Below are 18199 nucleotides of genomic sequence, written 5' to 3'. Positions count from 1 at the left end.
AGCGGTTTCCTGGAATGAAACGATGAGGAAACCGACCATACTCAGCGCCCCCGCCGATGGCCCGAACAGGCCGCAGGCGGTTGTTCGCTACCGAACAACCGCCTGCGCTTTGTTCGGCAAACCCCTCTTCCGATGCCAGAGACGCTTGCCAAGACCGACCGCCGCGCCCAGCGCTCGCGCGAGCTCATCCTCGAAGCCCTGTTCGCGCTGATGCTCGAGCGCGGCTACGAGAGACTGACCATCCAGAACCTCATCGACCGCGCCGGCGTCGGCCGCGCGACCTTCTACGCCCATTTCCAGAGCAAGGACGAGCTGCTGGCCGCCAGCATCGGGCGGCTGCGCGGCTGGCTGGAGCAGACCGGCCGGGCGCAGGGCGATGAGCCCCTGGGCTTCACCCTGCCCTTCTTCCAGCACCTGGCCAGCCATCGGCGCATCTACGAGATGACGGTGGCGCGCGAGAGCGAGGTCAGCGTCGAGCGCCATGTGAAGGCGATGCTGACCGACCTCGTGCGTCAGGACCTGCGGCGCCGGCACGCACCCATCACCGGCGCGCGGCTCGACCTCGCCACCCACTACGTCGTCGGCGCGCTGTGGTCCAGTTTCATCTGGTGGATGGAGAGCGCCCAACCCCTGGCGCCCGAGGACCTGAACGCACTGTTCCAACGCCTGAGCTTTCCGGGGTTGGAAGCGGCGGTGGCGGCCTGACTAGAGCTCGACCGGCACAAAGCGGCCGGTGCCGCTGATCAGCGCGGCCTTCACCGGCTCTCCCGGCTGCAGCAGCTGCACGGCCGCGACGTAACCGCGCATCTGCGCCAGATAGGCCGGCTCCCGCTCGGGCGTGGCACCGAGCTTGTAGTCCAGCACCCACCAGGTGCCGTCGCGCTTCTGCACGAGGCGGTCGATGCGCTGGTCTTCCCCGCCCTGCCCCACGGCCACCTCGTTGCCGGCCCAGAGCAGGTCGGCCGGATCGAAGAAGGGCCGGCAGTCGGCGCTGGCCAGGATGGCCCGGGCCGCCTGGGCATGCTGCTCACGGGCCTTGGCGTCGAGGCCGAAAGCCTGGGCCGACGCGGCCAGCAGCACGTCCAGCGCCTGGGTCTGGCCGGGTGCCGAAACCCACTCCAGCACGCGGTGCAGGGCTTCGCCGACCCTGGCCTCCCGCTCGTTGCGGGCCGTGCCGTCGCGCACGGGCGCGGCGGGCGGTGGCTGCCAGCGCGGCAGCGGTGCGAGGCGAGGTGCCAACATGTCGGTGCGCGCGCCGGCGTCCATCGCAAAAGGCCAGGGGCGCGCCAGCGGCTGCAGCCGGTCCCACCAGCTCGTGGCCTGGCTGCGGCCGGGCGTGTGGCTGAGCACCAGCGCGCGTCGCGCCCGCGTCAGCGCGACGTAGAGGCCGTTCAGCTCCTCACGCTCGCGAGCGACACGTTCCTCGTCGACCAGGGCTTGCAGCGAAGGCGGCGGCCGGGCCTCGGAGGCCAGGAAGGCCGCGCGCTTGGGCGCGAGCTGGCCGACGGGCCAGTCCAGCAGCAGGCCCAGCGTCTCGGCCTTGGGCGGCGCGGCATCGGTGTCGAGCAGGAAGACGACCTCGGCCTCCAGGCCCTTGGCGCCGTGGATGGTCAGCAGCTGCACGGCATCGGGCGCTGCGGCGGGCACGAACTTGACGGGCCGGCTCTTCAGCGCGCGCACGAAGCCGTAGAGCTGGGCGTAGCGGCCGCCGTCCAGGTCCAGCGCCGCGTGCAGCAGGGCGTGCACGCTTTGCAGGCGCACTGCCGCATCGGCAGCCGGCACGGCCGCTGCGATGCGCGCGAGCAGATCGCCTTCGTCGACGATGCGGTCCAGCAGCTCGTGCGGTGTGCGCTGGCGGGCCTGCGCGGCCCAGTCACGCAGCAGGGCCTGGGCGCGCGCCAGCGCCGGGCTGGGTGATTCGAGACCCTGCAGCGCGTCCCACCAGCGGCGGCGCTCGGCGGGCGGGCGCCCCAGCCACTCGGCCGTGCCGGCGGCTTCGGCCAGCGCCAGCAGCTCGGCTTCGGTGACGCCGAACAGCGGGCTGCGCAGCGAATGCGCCAGCGACAGGTCGTGGCCGGGCGAGGCCAGCACGTCCAGCAGGGCCAGCAGGTCGGCCACGTCGGGCAGCTCGGCGAGCGGCTGCTCCTCGGGCGCCGCGTGCGGCACGCCGGCGGCCGTCAGCGCTTCGCTGAGCTGGCGCAGCGGGTCGCGCTTGCGGGCCAGCACGAAGATGTCGCCGGGCTTGAGTTCGGGGCGCTCACGCAGCAGGCCGACGATGGCCCCGCAGACGCGTTCGCACTCCGGCGCACGGCGGCTGATCTCCGCTTCAACGCGGGCCTCGGTCAGGCTGGGACGCCAGCGCAGCGGGTCGACGTCCGCCTGGGCCGGCGCGGCCCTGACGTCGGCATCCAGCGCCCACAGCCCCGCCAGCTCGTCCACACCGGCCTGCTCGGTCGTGTGGACGCGAAAGCCCTCGTAGGCACCGGCGCGCTGGGCGCCGTCGAAAGTCGCATTGACGGCCGCCAGCACCTCGGGCGCGTTGCGGCGCGTGTGGTCGCAGGCCAGGCGCACACCGGCGAGGCCTTCGCAGACGAACTCCTGGGCCGCGGCAAACACGCGCGGGTCGGCACGCCGGAAGCGGTAGATGCTCTGCTTGGGGTCGCCGACGATGAAGACCGACAGCGCCGAGCCCGCACCCGCGCCGGCATAGGCCTGCAGCCAGCCATGCAGGGCCTGCCATTGCAGCGGGCTGGTGTCCTGGAATTCGTCGATGAGCAGGTGGCGCACCTGGGCGTCCAGCCGCTGCTGCACCCAGCCAGCCGTCTGGGCGTCTGCCAGCAGGGCCAGGGCGCCGCGCTCCAGGTCGTTCATGTCGACGAGGCCGCGTTCGCGCTTCAACGCCTCGAAGGCGTTGACCAGTTGCAGGGCCAGGCGGCGCATCGCGACGTGTTCGTCGGCGGCGCGCTGCTGGGCGATGGCCGCGCGCAGCAGCAGCAGCTCTTCGCAGAGCTCGTCCAGGTCCGCGCTGTCGACGCCGAGCTTGCGCGGCTCACCCTTCAGCGTGAACAGCGCGGCGAAACTGGCGTCAAAGTCCTGCGCCCGCTCCAGCGCCATGGCGGCGTCCTGCGCCTTCTTGCCCTTGGCCTGGCCGAGCTGGCGGGCCAGCGCGATCAACGGCTCGCGCAGATGCCCGAAGAACTGTTCCGGCGTCGTGCCCAGCAGGTCCACCGCTCCCGGCAGGCTGCCCTCGAGCACGCCAGCGGCTTCGGCGAGGCGCAGCTCGACGCGCTTCGCAAAGGCACCCAGCAGCCATTCGCGCAGATTGAAGCGGCCGCGCGACTGCGTCAGCGCCTGGAAGTCCGCCCGCAGCGTCTCATCCGCCAACACGGCGACGTGGAAGCGCCGCCACAGCGTGGGCATCAGCTCCTCTTCGTCTTCGATGAGCTGCAGCTCGGGGGCGATGGCTTGCGCCTGCAGGAAGGCCAGCGGCGCGGCACGCAGCAGTTGTGAGAACCAGCCGTGGAAGGTGCGCACCTCGACGGCCCGGCCGCCGCGCAACAGCTCGGCCTGCAGCATGGCCAGGCGCGGCCGCAGCGTGACGGCGTCTTCCGCCGAGATGCCGCGCTGGCGCAGCGCCACGATCTGCTCGGCCTCGGGCGCCTTCGCGAACTCGGCCAGCCATTCGGCCAGGCGCTGGCGCATTTCGCCAGCGGCCTTGCGCGTGAAGGTGATGGCGACGATCTGCTGCGGCTCGGTGCCGGCCAGGAGCGCACGCAGGATGCGCGAGACCAGCATCCAGGTCTTGCCGGCGCCGGCGCAGGCCTCGACAACGATGCTGCGCGCGGGGTCGCAAGCCAGCGCGTAGAAGCGCTCGCGCGGGATGCGGTAGCCGTCGGCCCAGTAGGCCAGTTCGGCGCTCATGTCGCGCTCCAGTCGTCGCGACGGCACAGGCCGCGGGCTTCGCAGTAGTCGCAGACCTTGCCCTCACCCAGCGCCGGCAAGGGCGTGCCCTCGCTGATGGCCATGAGGTCGGCTTGCAGCCCATCGCGCAGGGCCAGCGCCGTGTCGCTGACATCCTCGTGCGGCAGTAGCGCGATGCCCTTGCCGTCGTCCAGCACCAGATAGGCCGCCTTCAACCCGGGCTCGGCGCCAGTCAGCAGCGCATAGGTGGCGAGCTGGGTGTCCTCCAGCTTGCCGGCCACCTTGTCCTTCAGCCCCTTGGCGTCGCCGGTCTTGTAGTCCAGCAGCCAGGTCTGGCCGCCGGCCTCGTCGATGCGGTCGATGCGGCCCTTCACGACTAGACCATCCAGTGGCGCGTCGAAAGGGCGGGCTTCGCGGGCGACTTCACCCTCGGCATAGCGCTGGCCGCCAGCTTCTGTTTCGGCCAGCCAGGCCAGGTAGAGCGGGCACAGCCGCGCGAAGGCGGCCGAGAAAGGCAGGAAATCGGCCGCATCCAGCAGCGCCAGCTCGGCCTCTGCCGCGGCGCGCAGGGCGGTGTCGTCGTCGCCATCACGCGCCTCGTGGAAGCGCTTCAGCACCGCATGCAGCCAAGTGCCGTAGTCGCGCTTGCTCAGCTCCTGCTCCAGCTCATCCGCCTCGCGCAGGCCCAGCAGCACGCGGCTGAAGAACTGGTAGGGGCAGTTGCGCAGTGCGTCGATGGCGCTGGCGCTCAGCGCCGCGGGCAGGCGGCTGCCGGCGTCGGCGGCGGGCCGGGTCTGCGGATGAAGCGGCGGCACGACCGTCTCGCGCTCGTCGGCCCATGCCGGCAGCGCCTGCCCGGCCTTGGCCGCCGCGCCGGACAGGCGTTCCAGCAAGGGGCTGGGCGGCAGCGGCTCGGCGCCGGCAAAGGCGCAGCGCAACAGCGTCAGCACCGGCGCGCGCAGCAGTTGGGCAAAGCCCAGGGCCTCGGCCTCGCGCCGCTCAAGCAGGCTGGGCAAGCCCAGGGCGGACGCGTCCGCATCGGCCAGCAGGCCGGCCTGCGGGTTGACCGGCCCCAGCGTGGCGGCATCCGCGCCGGGCAGCACGATGGCGCCGAAGGGCCGCAGCATGGCGCGAGCCAGCGGCGTGATGACGACTTCGGGCGCGCCTGCTTCCTCGGCGGGCTCGAACTGGGCGGCCTCCAGCGTGTCGTTGACCCAGGCGAGAAATTCATCGGGCCGCAGCCGCGTCTGCGCCAACGCCGCCTCGTGGGCGCTGCCGGCCCAGGGGTTGCGAGAGATCCACAGCGTCTCGAGCAGCGCCTCCCCGCCTTCGACTTCGGCCAGCGGCGCCAGGCCGTTGAGCGCCTGGCCCAGCCCCACCAGCCAGCCGCCGAGCGAACGCGAGCCGCCTGCGAGCGGCTCCAGTTGGCGCCGCGCCCGCTGCCAGGCGGCGCCGGTGGCCGGCGGCAGCGTGGCCGCGTCGAGCTGGGCGGCCTGGCGCCAGCCGAAGCGGCGGCAGCGCGACTCCAGGTCGCCAAGGTCCCAGTCCGTTGCCAGCGCCGATTTCAGCCAGGCCAGCCAGTCGTCGACCGCGCCACCGGCCAGGGCCGCGCGCAGCAGGGCCATCACCGCAGCGGCGGCGGGCGTCGTCGCCAGCGTCCAGCCGGTCTCGTCGTGCACGGGCACGCCCTGGCGTGCCAGCAGCGCACGCACGCGGCGGATGACGACGCGGTCCTGGGCCAGCAGCGCGACCGGCCGGCGGCCGGCGTTCAGGTGCTGGATGACGGCGGTGGCGGCCTGCTCGGCCAGGTTCTCGAAATCGGGAGCGACGGCCTCCTCCACCCGGGCGGTGGGCGTGAAACCGGCCCAGGCCTGGTCGATGTCCAGGTCGCCGTCCAGGCACAGGGTGGGCACGTCGCCGGCCTGGGCGAGCAGCGTTCGGGCGAGCAGGTCAGGGCCGCCCACACGCAGGCAGATCCAGGCGCTGGGCCGCAGCGCGAACAGCGTGTCGGTGGCCGGCCGGCGCTCGTCGGAGGCCACCCAGGCCAGCGCGACCTGCGCCAGCGCACGCTCCAGCAGGCCGGGGCCGGCATCGAGGGCCGCAAGCCGCTCGTGGGCGGTGTCGAAAAAGGCAGCTCGCTCCTGCGGCGGCACCTGGGCGGCCGCGCGGGTCAGCGCCTGGGCGGTGTCGACGAGGCGGGCCAGGGCCACGCGGTAGTCGCGCGGGCTGCTGCGCTTGAGGGGCTGCACCCAGCTCTGCTCGGCCAGCAGGCGGTCGGCCGTGAAGGCGTCGATGACGGCGTCACCGGAGAGCTGGTCGGGGGTGGCCAATGCGGTCGGGCCCAGCGCCGAGGCCAGGCTGTGGCTGGTGGTGATGCGCGGCATCCAGCCGCCACGGGCCAGGAAGGCGCGCCGGGCCGGGGCGAGCTGCTGGGCGAAGGGCAGCAGCAGCACGGCGTCGCGCAGCGGCGCGCCCTGCTCGAGCAGCCAGCCGGCGCAGGTGCCGGCAACCCGGCGCCAGAAGGCTTCGATGTCTTCCCCGGGGATCAGACCCAGGTTGATGGCTTGTTGCACTTGTAAAGCGGGCCTCCCGCCCTGATGTCTGCCATTGCTTCGGTCACCCTCGTGACCGTCCGGGCAAAAGTGGCTATGTCACAATGATTTTGCCTATTCGGACGGCGCCTGCGCGGCGACCGCCAACCCTTTGAGGCCAAGGAACCCTCCCATGAGCAGCGAATTGATCAAGCATGTTTCCGACGCGTCCTTCGACGCCGACGTGATCCAGTCCGGCAAGCCGGTGCTGGTGGACTACTGGGCCGAATGGTGCGGCCCCTGCAAGATGATCGCGCCCATCCTGGACGAGGTCGCCACCGGCTACGGTGACAAGCTGCAGATCGCCAAGATGAACGTCGACGAGAACCGCGAAGTGCCGGCCAAGTTTGGCATCCGTGGCATCCCGACGCTGATGCTTTTCAAGGACGGCCAGCTCGCCGCCACCAAGGTCGGCGCCCTCTCCAAGGCCCAGTTGACCGCCTTCCTCGACGCGAACCTATAATCGCGTCCAACTGCTGCAGTGATTCCGGCGCCCTCAGCGCGATCACTGCAGCAGCCAAAGCCAACACGCCCCGGGTTCCTGGATACAAATTCAGCACCCAGCCAGCGTGGACTCGGCTCCCCCTCCCACCACTTTGCTAGTTTCCGGATCCGCGCCGTTCGCTGTTTGACGGTAGCTATTCGGTCCTACTCCGGGGCGGCCGTGGAATCGCCGTTGCGCCTTGGCTGGCGCTGCGGCCCCTGACGGGTATTCGCCCATGCATCTTTCCGAACTCAAAGCGCTCCACGTTTCCGCCCTCATCGAGATGGGCGAGGCGCTGGAGATCGACAACGTCACCCGCCTGCGCAAGCAGGAACTGATGTTCGCCATCATGAAGAAGCGCGCCAAGGCTGGCGAGCAGGTCTTCGGCGATGGCGTGCTCGAAGTCCTGCCCGACGGCTTCGGCTTCCTGCGCTCGATCGAGGCCAGCTACATGGCTTCCACGGACGACATCTACCTGTCGCCCAGCCAGATCCGCCGCTTCAACCTGCACACCGGTGACCTGGTGGAAGGCGAAGTGCGCGTGCCCAAGGACGGCGAACGCTACTTTGCTCTGGTCAAGGTCGACCGCGTCAACAACCAGACGCCGGAGGAGAGCAAGAACAAGATCATGTTCGAGAACTTGACGCCCTTGTTCCCCAAGGAGCAGTTCAAGCTCGAACGTGAAGGCTACAAGGGTGAAGAGAACATCACCGGTCGCATCATCGACCTGGTGGCGCCCATCGGCAAAGGCCAGCGCGCGCTGATCGTGTCCCAGCCCAAGACGGGCAAGACCGAGATGATGAAGAGCCTGGCGCACGCGCTGGTGGCCAACCACCCGGACTGCCACCTCATCGTGCTGCTCGTCGACGAGCGCCCGGAAGAAGTGACCGAAATGATCCGCACCGTGCGCGGTGAAGTCATCAGCTCGACCTTCGACGAGCCCGCCGCCCGCCACGTGCAGGTGGCCGAAATGGTCATCGAGCGCGCCAAGCGCCTGGTGGAGCTGAAGAAGGACGTGATCATCCTGCTGGACTCGATCACGCGCCTGGCCCGCGCCTACAACAACGTGCTGCCCAGCTCCGGCAAGGTGCTGACCGGTGGTGTGGACGCCAACGCCCTGCAGCGCCCCAAGCGCTTCTTCGGCGCGGCGCGCAACATCGAGGAAGGCGGCTCGCTGACCATCATCGGCACCGCCCTGATCGACACCGGCTCCAAGATGGACGAGGTGATCTACGAAGAGTTCAAGGGCACCGGCAACTGCGAAATCCACCTGGATCGCCGCATGGCCGAGAAGCGCGTCTACCCGTCGCTGCTGATCAACAAGTCCGGCACGCGCCGCGAGGAACTGCTGCTCAAGCCCGAGATCCTGCAAAAGAGCTGGATCCTGCGCAAGCTGCTCTACAACATGGACGAAATCGAGGCGATGGAGTTCATCCTCGAGAAGATGAAGGCGTCGAAGAACAACCATGACTTCTTCGACATGATGCGGCGCGGCGGGTAACTTCAGCCCGAAACTGGCCAAACCGCAAGGAAGCCCGCTACAATCGCGGGTTTTCCGCCCTGACACCCCCGGAAAGTGCGCCGACCAAGCGATTGACATCGTCGGCGTGGCTCCCGACCTAGCCAAGAGGTTCCCATGAAAGACGGCATTCACCCCAACTACCGCGACGTCGCGTTCGTCGACCAGTCCAACGGTTTCCAGTTCGTCACGCGTTCGACCGTGCAGACCAAGGAATCCATTGAGATCGACGGCAAGAAGCTGCCGCTGGTGAAGCTGGAAACCACCAGCGAGTCGCACCCCTTCTACACGGGCACGCAAAAGAGCATCGACAACCTGGGCGGCCGCGTCGAGAAGTTCCGCAACAAGTTCGCTCACCTCAAGAAGTAAATTGGCTCGCGGCTGTTTCGCCGCACCAACGTCCAAAGGGCAGCCCAGGCTGCCCTTTTGCTTTTTGGCAGCTCAAAACTGCCGACTCCGCCGTTCGGCCGGCGTTTGACGGCATGATGCCGGCCGGTTTCATCGAAGTTTCGCGAGTGAATCTCCCCACCCCCGCCATCGTCGCCGAGCGCGGCGTCGAGCGCCTGCCACGCCTGGCGCTGATCCTGCTGTGCGCCGCCTATGTGCTGCCGGGCATCTTCGGTCGCGCCCCCTGGCGCAATGCCGACCTGAGCAGCTTCGGCTTCATGGCCAGCATCGCCCAGGGGCACGCGCCCTGGTGGCAGCCGGCCATCGCCGGCATCCCCGCCGAGGGCGGCCCCCTGCCCTACTGGCTGGGCGCGCTGGCCATCAAGATCCTGCCCTTCCTGGACGCGCCCGTCGCCGCCCGCCTGCCCTATGCCCTGGTGCTGGTCGGCGTGCTCGTGGCGGTCTGGTACACCTGCTTCCATCTGGCCCGCACCGAGGCGGCCCAGCCGGTGGCCTTCGCCTTTGGCGGCGAAGCCCAGGCCATCGACTACGCCCGGGCCCTGGCCGACGGCGCCCTGCTGGCGCTGATGGCGTCGCTCGGCCTGCTGCAGTTGGGCCACGAGACGACCCCCGAGCTGATGCAACTGCTGGCCATCGCGGGCTACCTCTATGGCCTGGCCGCAGCGCCCTTCAAGCAGGGCCGCGCACGGGCAGCCATCCTGCTGGCTCTGCCTGCGCTGGCTGCCAGCGGCGCCCCGACCGTGGCCTGCGCCCTCGGCCTGCTCGGCCTGCTGCTCAACCACCGCTCCAGCTATGACGAAGCCAAGGCCCAGAGGCTCTGGCTGCTGGCTTCGCTGACGCTGGCCGTGCTGGCGGCCTGGGCCTTCGACGGCTGGGCCTGGCGCGTCAGGCCCGGCCTGCAGTTCGCCTCTTTGCTGAGCCTGCTGGCCTGGTTCTGCTGGCCGTCCGGGCCGCTGGCCTTGTGGACGCTGTGGCGCTGGCGCCGCCATGGCCTGCGCCGCCACATCACCGTGCCGGCCATTGCGCTGCTGGTGCCGCTGGTGGCCTGCATCACGATGGACGGCTCGGAGCGCGCGCTCCTGCTGGCCCTGCCCTCGCTGGCCATCCTGGCCGCCTTCGCACTGCCGACGCTGAGCCGCAGCGTCTCGGCCGCCGTGGACTGGTTCTGCGTCTTCATCTTCTCCGCGGTGGCGCTGTTCGGCTGGCTTTACTACGTGTCCATGCACACCGGCTGGCCGGCGCGGCCGATGGCCAATCTGCGCCGCCTGGCGGAGGGTTTCGAGCCGGAGTTCAGCGTGCTGGCCCTGCTGTTCGCCATCGCCGCGACGCTGTCCTGGCTGGCCCTGGTGCGCTGGCGCACCGCCCGCCATCGCCATGCGCTGTGGAAGAGCCTGGCCCTGCCGGCCGGCGGCGTCGCCCTGGGCTGGCTGCTGGTCATGAGCCTGTTGCTGCCGCCGCTGGACTATGCGCGCAGCCTGGCACCGCTGGTCGCCCGGCTGAAGGCGCGCGTGCCGGCCGACGCCAACTGCCTGGCCGCACCGGGCCAGAACCTCGCGACGCTGGCGGCGCTGGAATGGCATGGCGGCTGGCTGGTTCGCGGCCGTGGCTCGCTGACCACCTCCGCATGCAGCCACGCCGTCATCAGCGCCGGCCAACCGACACCCCAGGGCTGGCAGGTGGTTGCGCAGGTGAAGCGGCCAACGGACCGCAGCGGCAGCGCCAGTCTCGTGCTCCTGAAGCGTCAGTGATCCGACAGCGCGGCCGCGTTGAAGGCCGCCTCGTCGCCCAGCGCCGAGTCGCTGGCCTGGCGCACGCGCGCGGCCGGGAAAACGAGGCGAAAGCGCGAGCCCTTGCCGACATCGCTCTGGATCATCAGCTCGCCGCCATGGCGCTGCATGACGTGCTTCACGATGGACAGGCCCAGGCCCGTGCCCCCCGTCTCGCGTGAGCGGCTGCCGTCGACACGGTAGAAGCGCTCCGTCAGCCGCGGGATGTGTTCGCGCGCGATGCCCAGGCCCGTGTCGATGACGGTCAGCTCGCCATTGCCACCCTCGAGCAGCCGCCAGGCCACCTCGACCTCGCCACCGTCCGGCGTGTAGCGCACGGCATTGGTGACGAGGTTGGCGATGCCGCTGAGCAGTTCGCTCTCGATGCCGGCCAGCTCGACGTTGGTCTCCGGCCTCAGATGCAGCTGGTGACGGCCAGCGGAAAGCACCTCGGCATCCGCCGCGATGCGCAGCAGCAGGCCGTCCAGGCCCACCCAGCGGTCCGGTGCCGGGCGCGGGCTGCCTTCCAACTGGGCCAGCGTCAGCAGGTCGGCCACCAGCGTCTGCATGCGCTGGGTCTGCTGGTTCATCAGCACCAGCACGCGCTCACGCTCGACGGCCGTCAGCGGCAGCGTGTGCATGGTCTCGATGAAGCCGGACAGCACCGTCAGCGGTGTGCGGATCTCGTGCGAGACATTGGCGACAAAGTCGCGCCGCATGGCCTCGGAGCGCACGCGCTCGGTGATGTCCAGCGACAGCACGAGGCGCATGCCCTCGCCGTACTCGCGCACGATGATGGACAGCGTGCCCGGGCCGCGGCCATTGCCCAGCACCAGCGGCTCGGCAAAGGTGCCGGCCTGCAGATAGGCCACGAAGGCGGGCGCACGCACGAGGTTGGTGATGCGCTGGCGCAGGTCGCGCTGCGGGTCCAGCGCGAAGTGGTCGGCCGCGACGCGGTTGCACCAGACGATCTGTTCGTGCGAGTCCAGCATCAGCACGCCGTTGGGCGAGGCTTCGATGGCCGACAGGAATTGCTCCAGCTCCAGCCGGGCGCGCCCCACGCTGCGGTCCCGATCGCGCACGGCACGCTCGATGCGGTAGCCGACCTCGCCCCACAGGCCGGTGTCGCGCGGCGCGTTCTCGAGCTGGTTGCCACGCAGCCAGCTGAGCAGGCGGTGGCCACGCACCGCGTCGACCAGCAAAGTCAGCACGACGCCGCTGACGACGCCGACGCCCAGCCCAAGGCTGTCGATACCCGTGGCCGTGCGTACCCCCACTCCAATGACAAACCCGAACAGCGCGGCCCCGAGGGCCATCAGGAGTCGCGGCAGTAACCAGGTCATGTCGGCGGATGAAACTCAGGCAGAGAGCGCGCTGCTCTGTTGGGTCAAGCGGTAGCCGGCACCACGGACGGTCTCGATCATGCGGGCGCACTGCACGCGCTCCAGCGCTTCGCGCAGGCGCTTGACGTGGACGTCGATGGTGCGTTCCTCGATGAAGACGTGGTCGCCCCAGACGCGGTCCAGCAGCTGCGAACGGCTGTGCACACGCTCGGGGTGCGTCATCAAGAAATGCAGCAGGCGGAACTCGGTGGGGCCGAGCTTGACCTCGGCGCCATCGCGGCTGACGCGGCGCGTGCCCGGGTCCAGCAGCAAGGGGCCGACCTCGACCGCGCTGTCCAGCGCCTCGGGCGCCTTGCGACGCAGCACGGCGCGAATGCGCGCCAGCAGCTCGTTGGTCGAGAACGGCTTGGTGATGTAGTCATCGGCACCCGCATCCAGGCCGGCGATCTTGTCGCCTTCCTCGGCGCGCGCCGTCAGCATGATGACGGGCAGCTCCTTGGTGCGGGCCACGCCACGCCATTGGCGCGCCAGCGCCACGCCGCTCTGGCCGGGCAGCATCCAGTCCAGCACGACCAGGTCGGGCAGCACGCGGTCCACCTCGTACTGGGCCTGGGTGGCGCTGCCGGCGATCGTCACCTCGAAGCCGGCATGGCGGAGATTGATGGAGATCAGCTCGGCGATCGCCGATTCGTCTTCAACGACAAGGACTCGGCTCATGATCAACGCACCATGGTTTCGACGGCCTCGGGCGAGTTGTGTCGCACGTCCTGGCCCTTGACCACGTAGATGACCACCTCGGCCAGGTTCTTGGCGTGGTCGCCGACACGCTCGATGGCCTTGGCCACGAAGACGAGGTCGATGGACGAGGAGATGGTGCGCGGGTCTTCCATCATGTAGGTGATGAGCTTGCGCAGCAGGCCATCAAACTCCTTGTCGATCTCGTCGTCGTGCTTGAGCACGTCCAGCGCGCGCTCCACGTCCAGGCGGGCGAAGGCGTCCAGCGACTTGCGCAGCTGGGTGGTGGCGAGTTCGGCCTCGAAGCTGAGGTCGGACATCGGCAGGCGCATGCGGCTCGAAACACCGCTGGCCACCAGGCGCTGCACCGTGCGGGCGATGCGCGCGGCTTCGTCGCCGACGCGCTCGAGGTTGGCGATGCTCTTGCTGATGGCGATCAGCAGGCGCAAGTCGCGGGCCGTCGGCTGGCGGCGCGCAATGATGGTCGAGAGATCGCGGTCGATCTCGATTTCCATCGTGTTGACGCGGCTTTCCTTGGTCAGCACTTCGTCGGCCGATGCGGCGCTGAAGTCCACCAACGCCTGCACGGCCTGGGCCACCTGGGCTTCCACCAGGCCGCCCATTTCGAGCACGCGGGTCGAGATGCCGCTGAGCTCGGCGTCGAACTGGGTCGAGAGATGTTTGTCCACCATACCGTCCTCCTTGATCAGCCGAAGCGGCCGGTGATGTAGTCCTCGGTGTCCTTGCGCTTGGGCTTCATGAAGAGCTCAGCGGTCGGTCCGAATTCGATCAGGTCGCCCAGGTACATATAGGCCGTGTAGTCCGAGCAGCGCGCGGCCTGCTGCATGTTGTGGGTCACGATGGCGACCGTGTAGTCGGCCTTGAGCTCGTGGATGAGCTCCTCGATCTTGCCGGTGGAGATCGGGTCCAGCGCCGAGCAGGGCTCGTCGAGCAGCAGCACCTCGGGCTTGATGGCAATGCCGCGTGCGATGCACAGGCGCTGCTGCTGGCCGCCGGAGAGGCCGGAGCCGCTCTGGTTGAGCTTGTCCTTCACCTCGGTCCACAGCGCGGCCTTCTTCAGGGCCCACTCCACACGCTCGTCCATCTCGACGCGCGGCAGCGTCTCGAACAGCTTCACGCCGAAGGCGATGTTGTCGTAGATGGACATCGGGAAGGGCGTGGGCTTCTGGAAGACCATGCCGATCTTGGCGCGGATCAGCGAGACATCGTCCTTGCTGGCCAGCACGTCCTCGCCGTCCAGCAGGATCTGGCCTTCGGCACGTTGCTCGGGGTAGAGCTCGTACATGCGGTTCAGCGTGCGCAGCAGCGTGCTCTTGCCGCAGCCCGACGGACCGATGAAGGCGGTGACCTTGTTCTCGGGGATGTCGAGGTTGATGTTCTTCAGCGCGTGGAAGCTGCCGTAGAAGAAGTTCAGGTTGCGCACCGAGAGTTTGGCGCGCTCGCCCACGGGCGTTTCGATCTTGGCGTCCATGAGATCGGGTCCTTAGTGTTTGTTCTTGAAGAGCACGCGGGCGAGGATGTTCAGCAGCAGCACGCCGACGGTGATCAGGAAGACGCCGGCCCAGGCCAGCTTCTGCCAGTTCTCGTAGGGGCTCATCGCGAACTTGAAGATGGTGACCGGCAGGCTGGCCATCGGCGAGCTGATGTCGCTGGTCCAGAACTGGTTGGACAGCGCCGTGAACAGCAGCGGCGCGGTCTCGCCCGACACGCGGGCCAGGGCCAGCAGGATGCCGGTCAGCACGCCGGCACGCGCCGACTTCAGCGTGATGGTCAGGATGACCTTCCACTTCGGCGTGCCCAGCGCATAGGCGGCCTCGCGCAGCGCGTTGGGCACCAGGCTGAGCATGTTCTCCGTCGTGCGGATGACGACGGGGATGACGAGCAGCGCCAGGGCCAGCGCGCCCGCCATGCCGGAGAAGCTCTTCAGCTTGGCGACGACCATGGCGTAGACGAACAGGCCGACGACGATGGACGGGGCGGACAGCAGGATGTCGTTGATGAAGCGCACCGCGCTGCCCAGCCAGGTCTTCTGGCCGTATTCAGCGAGATAGACGCCGGCCAGGATGCCGACCGGCGTGCCGACCAGCGTGGCCAGGCCGACCATGACGAAACTGCCGAAGATGGCGTTGGCCAGGCCCCCGCCCTCGCCCTGCGGCGGCGGCGTCATCTCGGTGAAGGTGGCCAGGCTCAGGCCGCCGATGCCGAGATAGATGGTCTCGAACAGGATCCAGACCAGCCAGAACACGCCGAAGCCCATCGCGCCCAGCGACAGCGCCAGCGCGATGACATTGGTGCGCTTGCGCTTGTGGTGCATCGCCAGGCGGCGAGTGTCAAGGGTCGAGCTCATGAACGGGCTCCTTCGCTCTTCTTCAGGCGCAGCAGCAGCAGCTTGGAGATGGTCAGCACGACGAAGGTGATGAGGAAGAGGACCAGGCCGAGGTACATCAGCGAGGCCTGGTGCAGGCCCTCGCCGGCCTCGGCGAATTCATTGGCCAGCGTGGACGTGATGCTGTTGGCGGCCTCGAAGACCGACAGCGAGTTCAGCTGGTTCATGTTGCCGATGACGAAGGTGACGGCCATCGTCTCGCCCAACGCCCGGCCCAGGCCGAGCATGATGCCGCCGACGACACCGGTCTTGGTATACGGCAGCACGACGCGCGAGACGACCTCCCAGGTCGTCGCGCCCAGGCCGTAGGCGGATTCCTTCAGCATCGGCGGCGTGACCTCGAAGACGTCGCGCATCACCGAGGCGATGAAGGGGATGATCATGATCGCCAGGATGATGCCGGCCGACAGGATGCCGATGCCCACCGGCGGGCCGGAGACCAGCGAACCCAGCAGGGGCACGCCACTCAGCACGGCCTGCAGCGGCTGCTGCACGAAGGTGGCCAGGATGGGGCCGAAGACCAGCAGGCCCCACATGCCATAGACGATGGACGGCACGGCAGCCAGCAGCTCGATGGCGACACCCAGGGGGCGCTTGAGCCAGCTGGGCGACAGCTCGGTCAGGAAGATGGCGATGCCGAAACTGACCGGTACGGCGATGACGAGGGCGATGAAGGAACTGGCCAGCGTGCCGTAGATCATCACCAGGCCGCCGAACTTCTCCTGCACCGGGTCCCATTCCGCGCTGGTCAGGAAGCCCAGGCCGAAGGCCTTCAGGGCCGGCGCCGCGCCGATGATGAGGGAACCGATGATGCCGACCATCAAGGCCAGCGTCAGCCAGGCGGCGCCCTGCGACAGGGCGGCGAACAAGGTGTCGGCCCAGGGGGCGACGCGGCGGCGCTGGGGTTTGGGTTCCATGGGTGAAGTATGCGAGCGCCGCTCGCCTCGATCAGCGCCTGCGCTGCCGGCTGGAAGGATGGCTGCCAAGGAACCTCCGAAAGTCGGGTCAGGGGATGGGCGCTGGGACGTGGCGGAGCCCGGCCGGGGCCGGGCTGCATTCAGGTCAGCGTCAGCGCCCAGGGATCACTTGAAGGCGACGGCCTTGCCGGCGGTGTCTTTGATCTGGTCGGTCCACTGCTTGCGCACCAGGTCCTTCACGGCGGCGGGCAGGGGCACGTAGTCGAGGTCGTCGGCCGCCTTGTCGCCGTTGACATAGGCCCACTCGAAGAACTTCAGCGCGGCGCTGGCCTGGGCCGCCTTGTCCTGCGACTTGAACATCAGGATGTAGGTCGGGTTGGTCAGCGGCCAGGCGGTCTTGCCGGGCTGGTCGGTCGTGATCTGGTAGAAGGTCTTGTTCCAGTCAGCGCCGGCGGCGGCGGCCTTGAAGGCGTCGTCGCTCGGGTTGACCCACTGGCCGTCCTTGTTCTTCAGTTGGACGTAGTTCATCTTGTTCTGCTTCACATAGGCGTACTCGACGTAGCCGATGGAATTGGGCAGGCGCTGCACGAAGGCGGCGACGCCCTCGTTGCCCTTGCCGGCCGTGCCAGCCAGCCACTTGACCGTCGTGCCTTCGCCGACCTTCGTCTTCCAGTCTTCGCTGACCTTGGACAGGTAGTTGGTGAAGATGAAGGTCGTGCCCGAGCCGTCGGCGCGTGCCACCGGCGCGATCGCCGCGTCAGGCAGCGCGACACCCGGGTTCAGCGCGGTGATGGCCGCGTCGTTCCACTTGGTGACCTTGCCGAGGTAGATGTCGGCCAGCACAGGGCCGGTCAGCTTGATCTGGCCCGGGGCGATGCCCTTGATGTTGACGACGGGCACGACGCCGCCGATGACCATCGGGAACTGCACGAGGCCGTCCTTGGCCAGTTCGTCGTCCTTCAGCGGCATGTCGGAGGCGCCGAAGTCGACCGTCTTGGCCTTGATCTGGCGGATGCCGGCGCCGGAGCCGACGGACTGGTAGTTGATGCGGGCTCCGGTGGCCTTGTTGTAGGCATCGGCCCACTTGGCGTAGATGGGCGCCGGGAAGGTGGCGCCAGCGCCGGTCACGTCCTGGGCAAGGGCCACCTGGGCGCCAAACAGGCTCGCGACGATTGCGAGCGACTTGCTGACCTGGACAAAGTTCATCTGAGACACCTTCCGCGTGGCGGTTTTGACGATGACCGTCATCCTAGGGATCGAATGTGACGATTCAGTGACCTCCCCGTCATCTACCCGGAGATTGGAGCGCGTCGAGGGGCGGCTGGGAAGCGCTCTGAACCGCTTTGTGACACTGTCATTTTCGATTCATGCAATCGTCATATCCCGCTTCTAGAGTCCCGGCCAGCCGTTTACCGACCCAACCGGAGCTTCCGACATGATCCGCCGCACCTCCTTGATCGCCCTGGCCGCCAGCGCCCTGCTGGCCGCCTGCGCCTCTGCGCCCACAGCGCCCGCCCCGGCGCCGCTGGCCGACACACTGGCCCGCGACCCGCAGCTCAGCACCTTCAACCGCCTGGTGGCCCAGGCCGGCCTGGTGGACGAGTTGCGCGCCGCCGGCCCGCTGACCGTCTTCGCCCCCAGCGACGAGGCCTTCAAGGCCGTGCCGGCCAAGACGCTGGAAGCGCTGGCCGCCGACCCGGCCCAGCTCAAAGCCGTGCTGGGCTATCACGTCATCGACGGCCGCGTGGCTGCCGCCGATGTGAAACCGGGCGTTGCCAAGACCCACCAGGGCGCGACCCTGGCCCTGGCCAAGGCCGGCAGCTTCGTCACCGTGGACGACGCCGTCGTGCAGCAGGCCGACATCGTCGCGACCAATGGCGTGGCCCATGTCGTCGACCGCGTGCTGATGCCGCCGAAGAAGTAACTGCTGCCGAGAGAAACAAGAAGGCCGCCCGATTGAACTGACCCCAAGAAGTTGGACAGTTGATCTAGTGGCCCAAGGCCTGAGTTCGGTACTGCACCGGGCTCAGGCCTTTCAGCTTGAGTTTGATGCGGTGGTGGTTGTAGTAGTGGATGTAGCGACGCAAGCCGCTACGCAGTTCTGCCAC

General features: G+C 68.7%; 16 protein-coding genes. 6 read left to right on the top strand and 10 right to left on the bottom strand.

Features of this window, described 5'->3' with window-relative positions:
- Positions 1–132: 132 nt before the first annotated feature.
- Positions 133–705, top strand: coding sequence for a TetR/AcrR family transcriptional regulator (locus AC1D2H_RS14055; RefSeq protein WP_477935859.1), 573 nt, complete (start codon positions 133–135; stop codon positions 703–705).
- On the opposite strand, the gene AC1D2H_RS14050 is transcribed toward AC1D2H_RS14055, so the two are convergent.
- Both AC1D2H_RS14050 and AC1D2H_RS14045 read right to left on the bottom strand, forming a co-directional pair.
- Positions 706–3921, bottom strand: a complete 3216-nt coding sequence (locus tag AC1D2H_RS14050; RefSeq protein WP_477935857.1) for a UvrD-helicase domain-containing protein — start codon at positions 3919–3921, stop codon at positions 706–708.
- The gene (locus AC1D2H_RS14045) at positions 3918–6494 is read right to left on the bottom strand and encodes a PD-(D/E)XK nuclease family protein (protein WP_478011386.1); all 2577 of its coding nucleotides are present in this window, start codon (positions 6492–6494) and stop codon (positions 3918–3920) included. Before AC1D2H_RS14045 ends, AC1D2H_RS14050 begins: the two co-directional genes overlap by 4 nt.
- A gap of 151 nt (positions 6495–6645) precedes the next feature.
- Here AC1D2H_RS14045 and trxA point away from each other — a divergent pair, with 151 nt between their 5' ends.
- The 4 genes from trxA to AC1D2H_RS14025 all read left to right on the top strand — a co-directional run bounded on the left by trxA (position 6646) and on the right by AC1D2H_RS14025 (position 10671).
- The gene (gene trxA, locus AC1D2H_RS14040) at positions 6646–6975 is read left to right on the top strand and encodes a thioredoxin TrxA (protein ID WP_056195487.1); all 330 of its coding nucleotides are present in this window, start codon (positions 6646–6648) and stop codon (positions 6973–6975) included.
- A gap of 256 nt (positions 6976–7231) precedes the next feature.
- Entirely contained in the window at positions 7232–8497 is a 1266-nt protein-coding gene (rho, locus tag AC1D2H_RS14035) for a transcription termination factor Rho (protein ID WP_477936642.1), read from the top strand.
- A gap of 135 nt (positions 8498–8632) precedes the next feature.
- Positions 8633–8884 carry a type B 50S ribosomal protein L31 gene (locus tag AC1D2H_RS14030; protein WP_477936644.1) on the top strand — a complete coding sequence of 84 codons (252 nt, stop codon included), beginning with the start codon at positions 8633–8635 and terminating at the stop codon, positions 8882–8884.
- 146 nt (positions 8885–9030) lie between these two features.
- Complete coding sequence (locus AC1D2H_RS14025; protein WP_477936646.1) at positions 9031–10671, top strand: hypothetical protein; 1641 nt, start codon at positions 9031–9033, stop codon at positions 10669–10671.
- On the opposite strand, the gene phoR is transcribed toward AC1D2H_RS14025, so the two are convergent.
- From phoR to pstS, 7 genes are all read right to left on the bottom strand, one after another.
- Positions 10665–12032 (bottom strand): phosphate regulon sensor histidine kinase PhoR, encoded by a 1368-nt coding sequence (phoR, locus tag AC1D2H_RS14020; protein ID WP_478011385.1) that lies wholly within the window; start codon positions 12030–12032, stop codon positions 10665–10667. The two genes, AC1D2H_RS14025 and phoR, sit on opposite strands and share 7 nt — an antisense overlap.
- 15 nt (positions 12033–12047) lie before the next feature.
- Entirely contained in the window at positions 12048–12749 is a 702-nt protein-coding gene (gene phoB, locus AC1D2H_RS14015; RefSeq protein WP_478011384.1) for a phosphate regulon transcriptional regulator PhoB, read from the bottom strand.
- 2 nt (positions 12750–12751) lie between these two features.
- On the bottom strand, positions 12752–13459 hold the full coding sequence (phoU, locus tag AC1D2H_RS14010) for a phosphate signaling complex protein PhoU (RefSeq protein WP_056195475.1): 708 nt from the start codon (positions 13457–13459) through the stop codon (positions 12752–12754).
- 14 nt (positions 13460–13473) lie between these two features.
- On the bottom strand, positions 13474–14259 hold the full coding sequence (gene pstB, locus AC1D2H_RS14005; RefSeq protein WP_477936652.1) for a phosphate ABC transporter ATP-binding protein PstB: 786 nt from the start codon (positions 14257–14259) through the stop codon (positions 13474–13476).
- 12 nt (positions 14260–14271) lie between these two features.
- Positions 14272–15135: a phosphate ABC transporter permease PstA gene (pstA, locus tag AC1D2H_RS14000; protein ID WP_477936654.1), complete on the bottom strand. Its 864-nt coding sequence runs from the start codon at positions 15133–15135 to the stop codon at positions 14272–14274.
- Complete coding sequence (gene pstC / locus AC1D2H_RS13995) at positions 15132–16091, bottom strand: phosphate ABC transporter permease subunit PstC (RefSeq protein ID WP_477936656.1); 960 nt, start codon at positions 16089–16091, stop codon at positions 15132–15134. Before pstC ends, pstA begins: the two co-directional genes overlap by 4 nt.
- A 165-nt stretch (positions 16092–16256) precedes the next feature.
- A complete protein-coding gene (gene pstS / locus AC1D2H_RS13990) occupies positions 16257–17297 on the bottom strand; it encodes a phosphate ABC transporter substrate-binding protein PstS (RefSeq protein ID WP_477936658.1) in 1041 nt (346 codons plus the stop codon).
- A 229-nt stretch (positions 17298–17526) separates the two neighbouring features.
- Here pstS and AC1D2H_RS13985 point away from each other — a divergent pair, with 229 nt between their 5' ends.
- The gene (locus tag AC1D2H_RS13985; protein ID WP_477936660.1) at positions 17527–18015 is read left to right on the top strand and encodes a fasciclin domain-containing protein; all 489 of its coding nucleotides are present in this window, start codon (positions 17527–17529) and stop codon (positions 18013–18015) included.
- A 64-nt stretch (positions 18016–18079) separates the two neighbouring features.
- Here the strand turns inward: AC1D2H_RS13985 and AC1D2H_RS13980 are convergent.
- Positions 18080–18199, bottom strand: a 120-nt coding sequence (locus tag AC1D2H_RS13980; protein WP_478011491.1) for an IS3 family transposase, incomplete at its 5' end; no start/stop codon positions are given.

It is taken from the genome of Roseateles sp. P1_C1_2, from assembly GCF_056406535.1.
This window is presented reverse-complemented; position numbering and strand designations above follow the sequence as displayed.

Excerpts from the sequence above, each read along its gene's own strand:
- phoB (WP_478011384.1), bottom strand. The coding sequence starts at position 12,749 with ATGAGCCGAGTCCTTGTCGTTGAAGACGAATCGGCGATCGCCGAGCTG.
- AC1D2H_RS13985 (WP_477936660.1), top strand. The coding sequence starts at position 17,527 with ATGATCCGCCGCACCTCCTTGATCGCCCTGGCCGCCAGCGCCCTGCTG.
- AC1D2H_RS14050 (WP_477935857.1), bottom strand. The coding sequence starts at position 3,921 with ATGAGCGCCGAACTGGCCTACTGGGCCGACGGCTACCGCATCCCGCGC.
- AC1D2H_RS14030 (WP_477936644.1), top strand. The coding sequence starts at position 8,633 with ATGAAAGACGGCATTCACCCCAACTACCGCGACGTCGCGTTCGTCGAC.
- pstA (WP_477936654.1), bottom strand. The coding sequence starts at position 15,135 with ATGAGCTCGACCCTTGACACTCGCCGCCTGGCGATGCACCACAAGCGC.
- rho (WP_477936642.1), top strand. The coding sequence starts at position 7,232 with ATGCATCTTTCCGAACTCAAAGCGCTCCACGTTTCCGCCCTCATCGAG.
- phoR (WP_478011385.1), bottom strand. The coding sequence starts at position 12,032 with ATGACCTGGTTACTGCCGCGACTCCTGATGGCCCTCGGGGCCGCGCTG.
- pstS (WP_477936658.1), bottom strand. The coding sequence starts at position 17,297 with ATGAACTTTGTCCAGGTCAGCAAGTCGCTCGCAATCGTCGCGAGCCTG.
- pstB (WP_477936652.1), bottom strand. The coding sequence starts at position 14,259 with ATGGACGCCAAGATCGAAACGCCCGTGGGCGAGCGCGCCAAACTCTCG.
- trxA (WP_056195487.1), top strand. The coding sequence starts at position 6,646 with ATGAGCAGCGAATTGATCAAGCATGTTTCCGACGCGTCCTTCGACGCC.
- AC1D2H_RS14055 (WP_477935859.1), top strand. The coding sequence starts at position 133 with ATGCCAGAGACGCTTGCCAAGACCGACCGCCGCGCCCAGCGCTCGCGC.
- pstC (WP_477936656.1), bottom strand. The coding sequence starts at position 16,091 with ATGGAACCCAAACCCCAGCGCCGCCGCGTCGCCCCCTGGGCCGACACC.
- phoU (WP_056195475.1), bottom strand. The coding sequence starts at position 13,459 with ATGGTGGACAAACATCTCTCGACCCAGTTCGACGCCGAGCTCAGCGGC.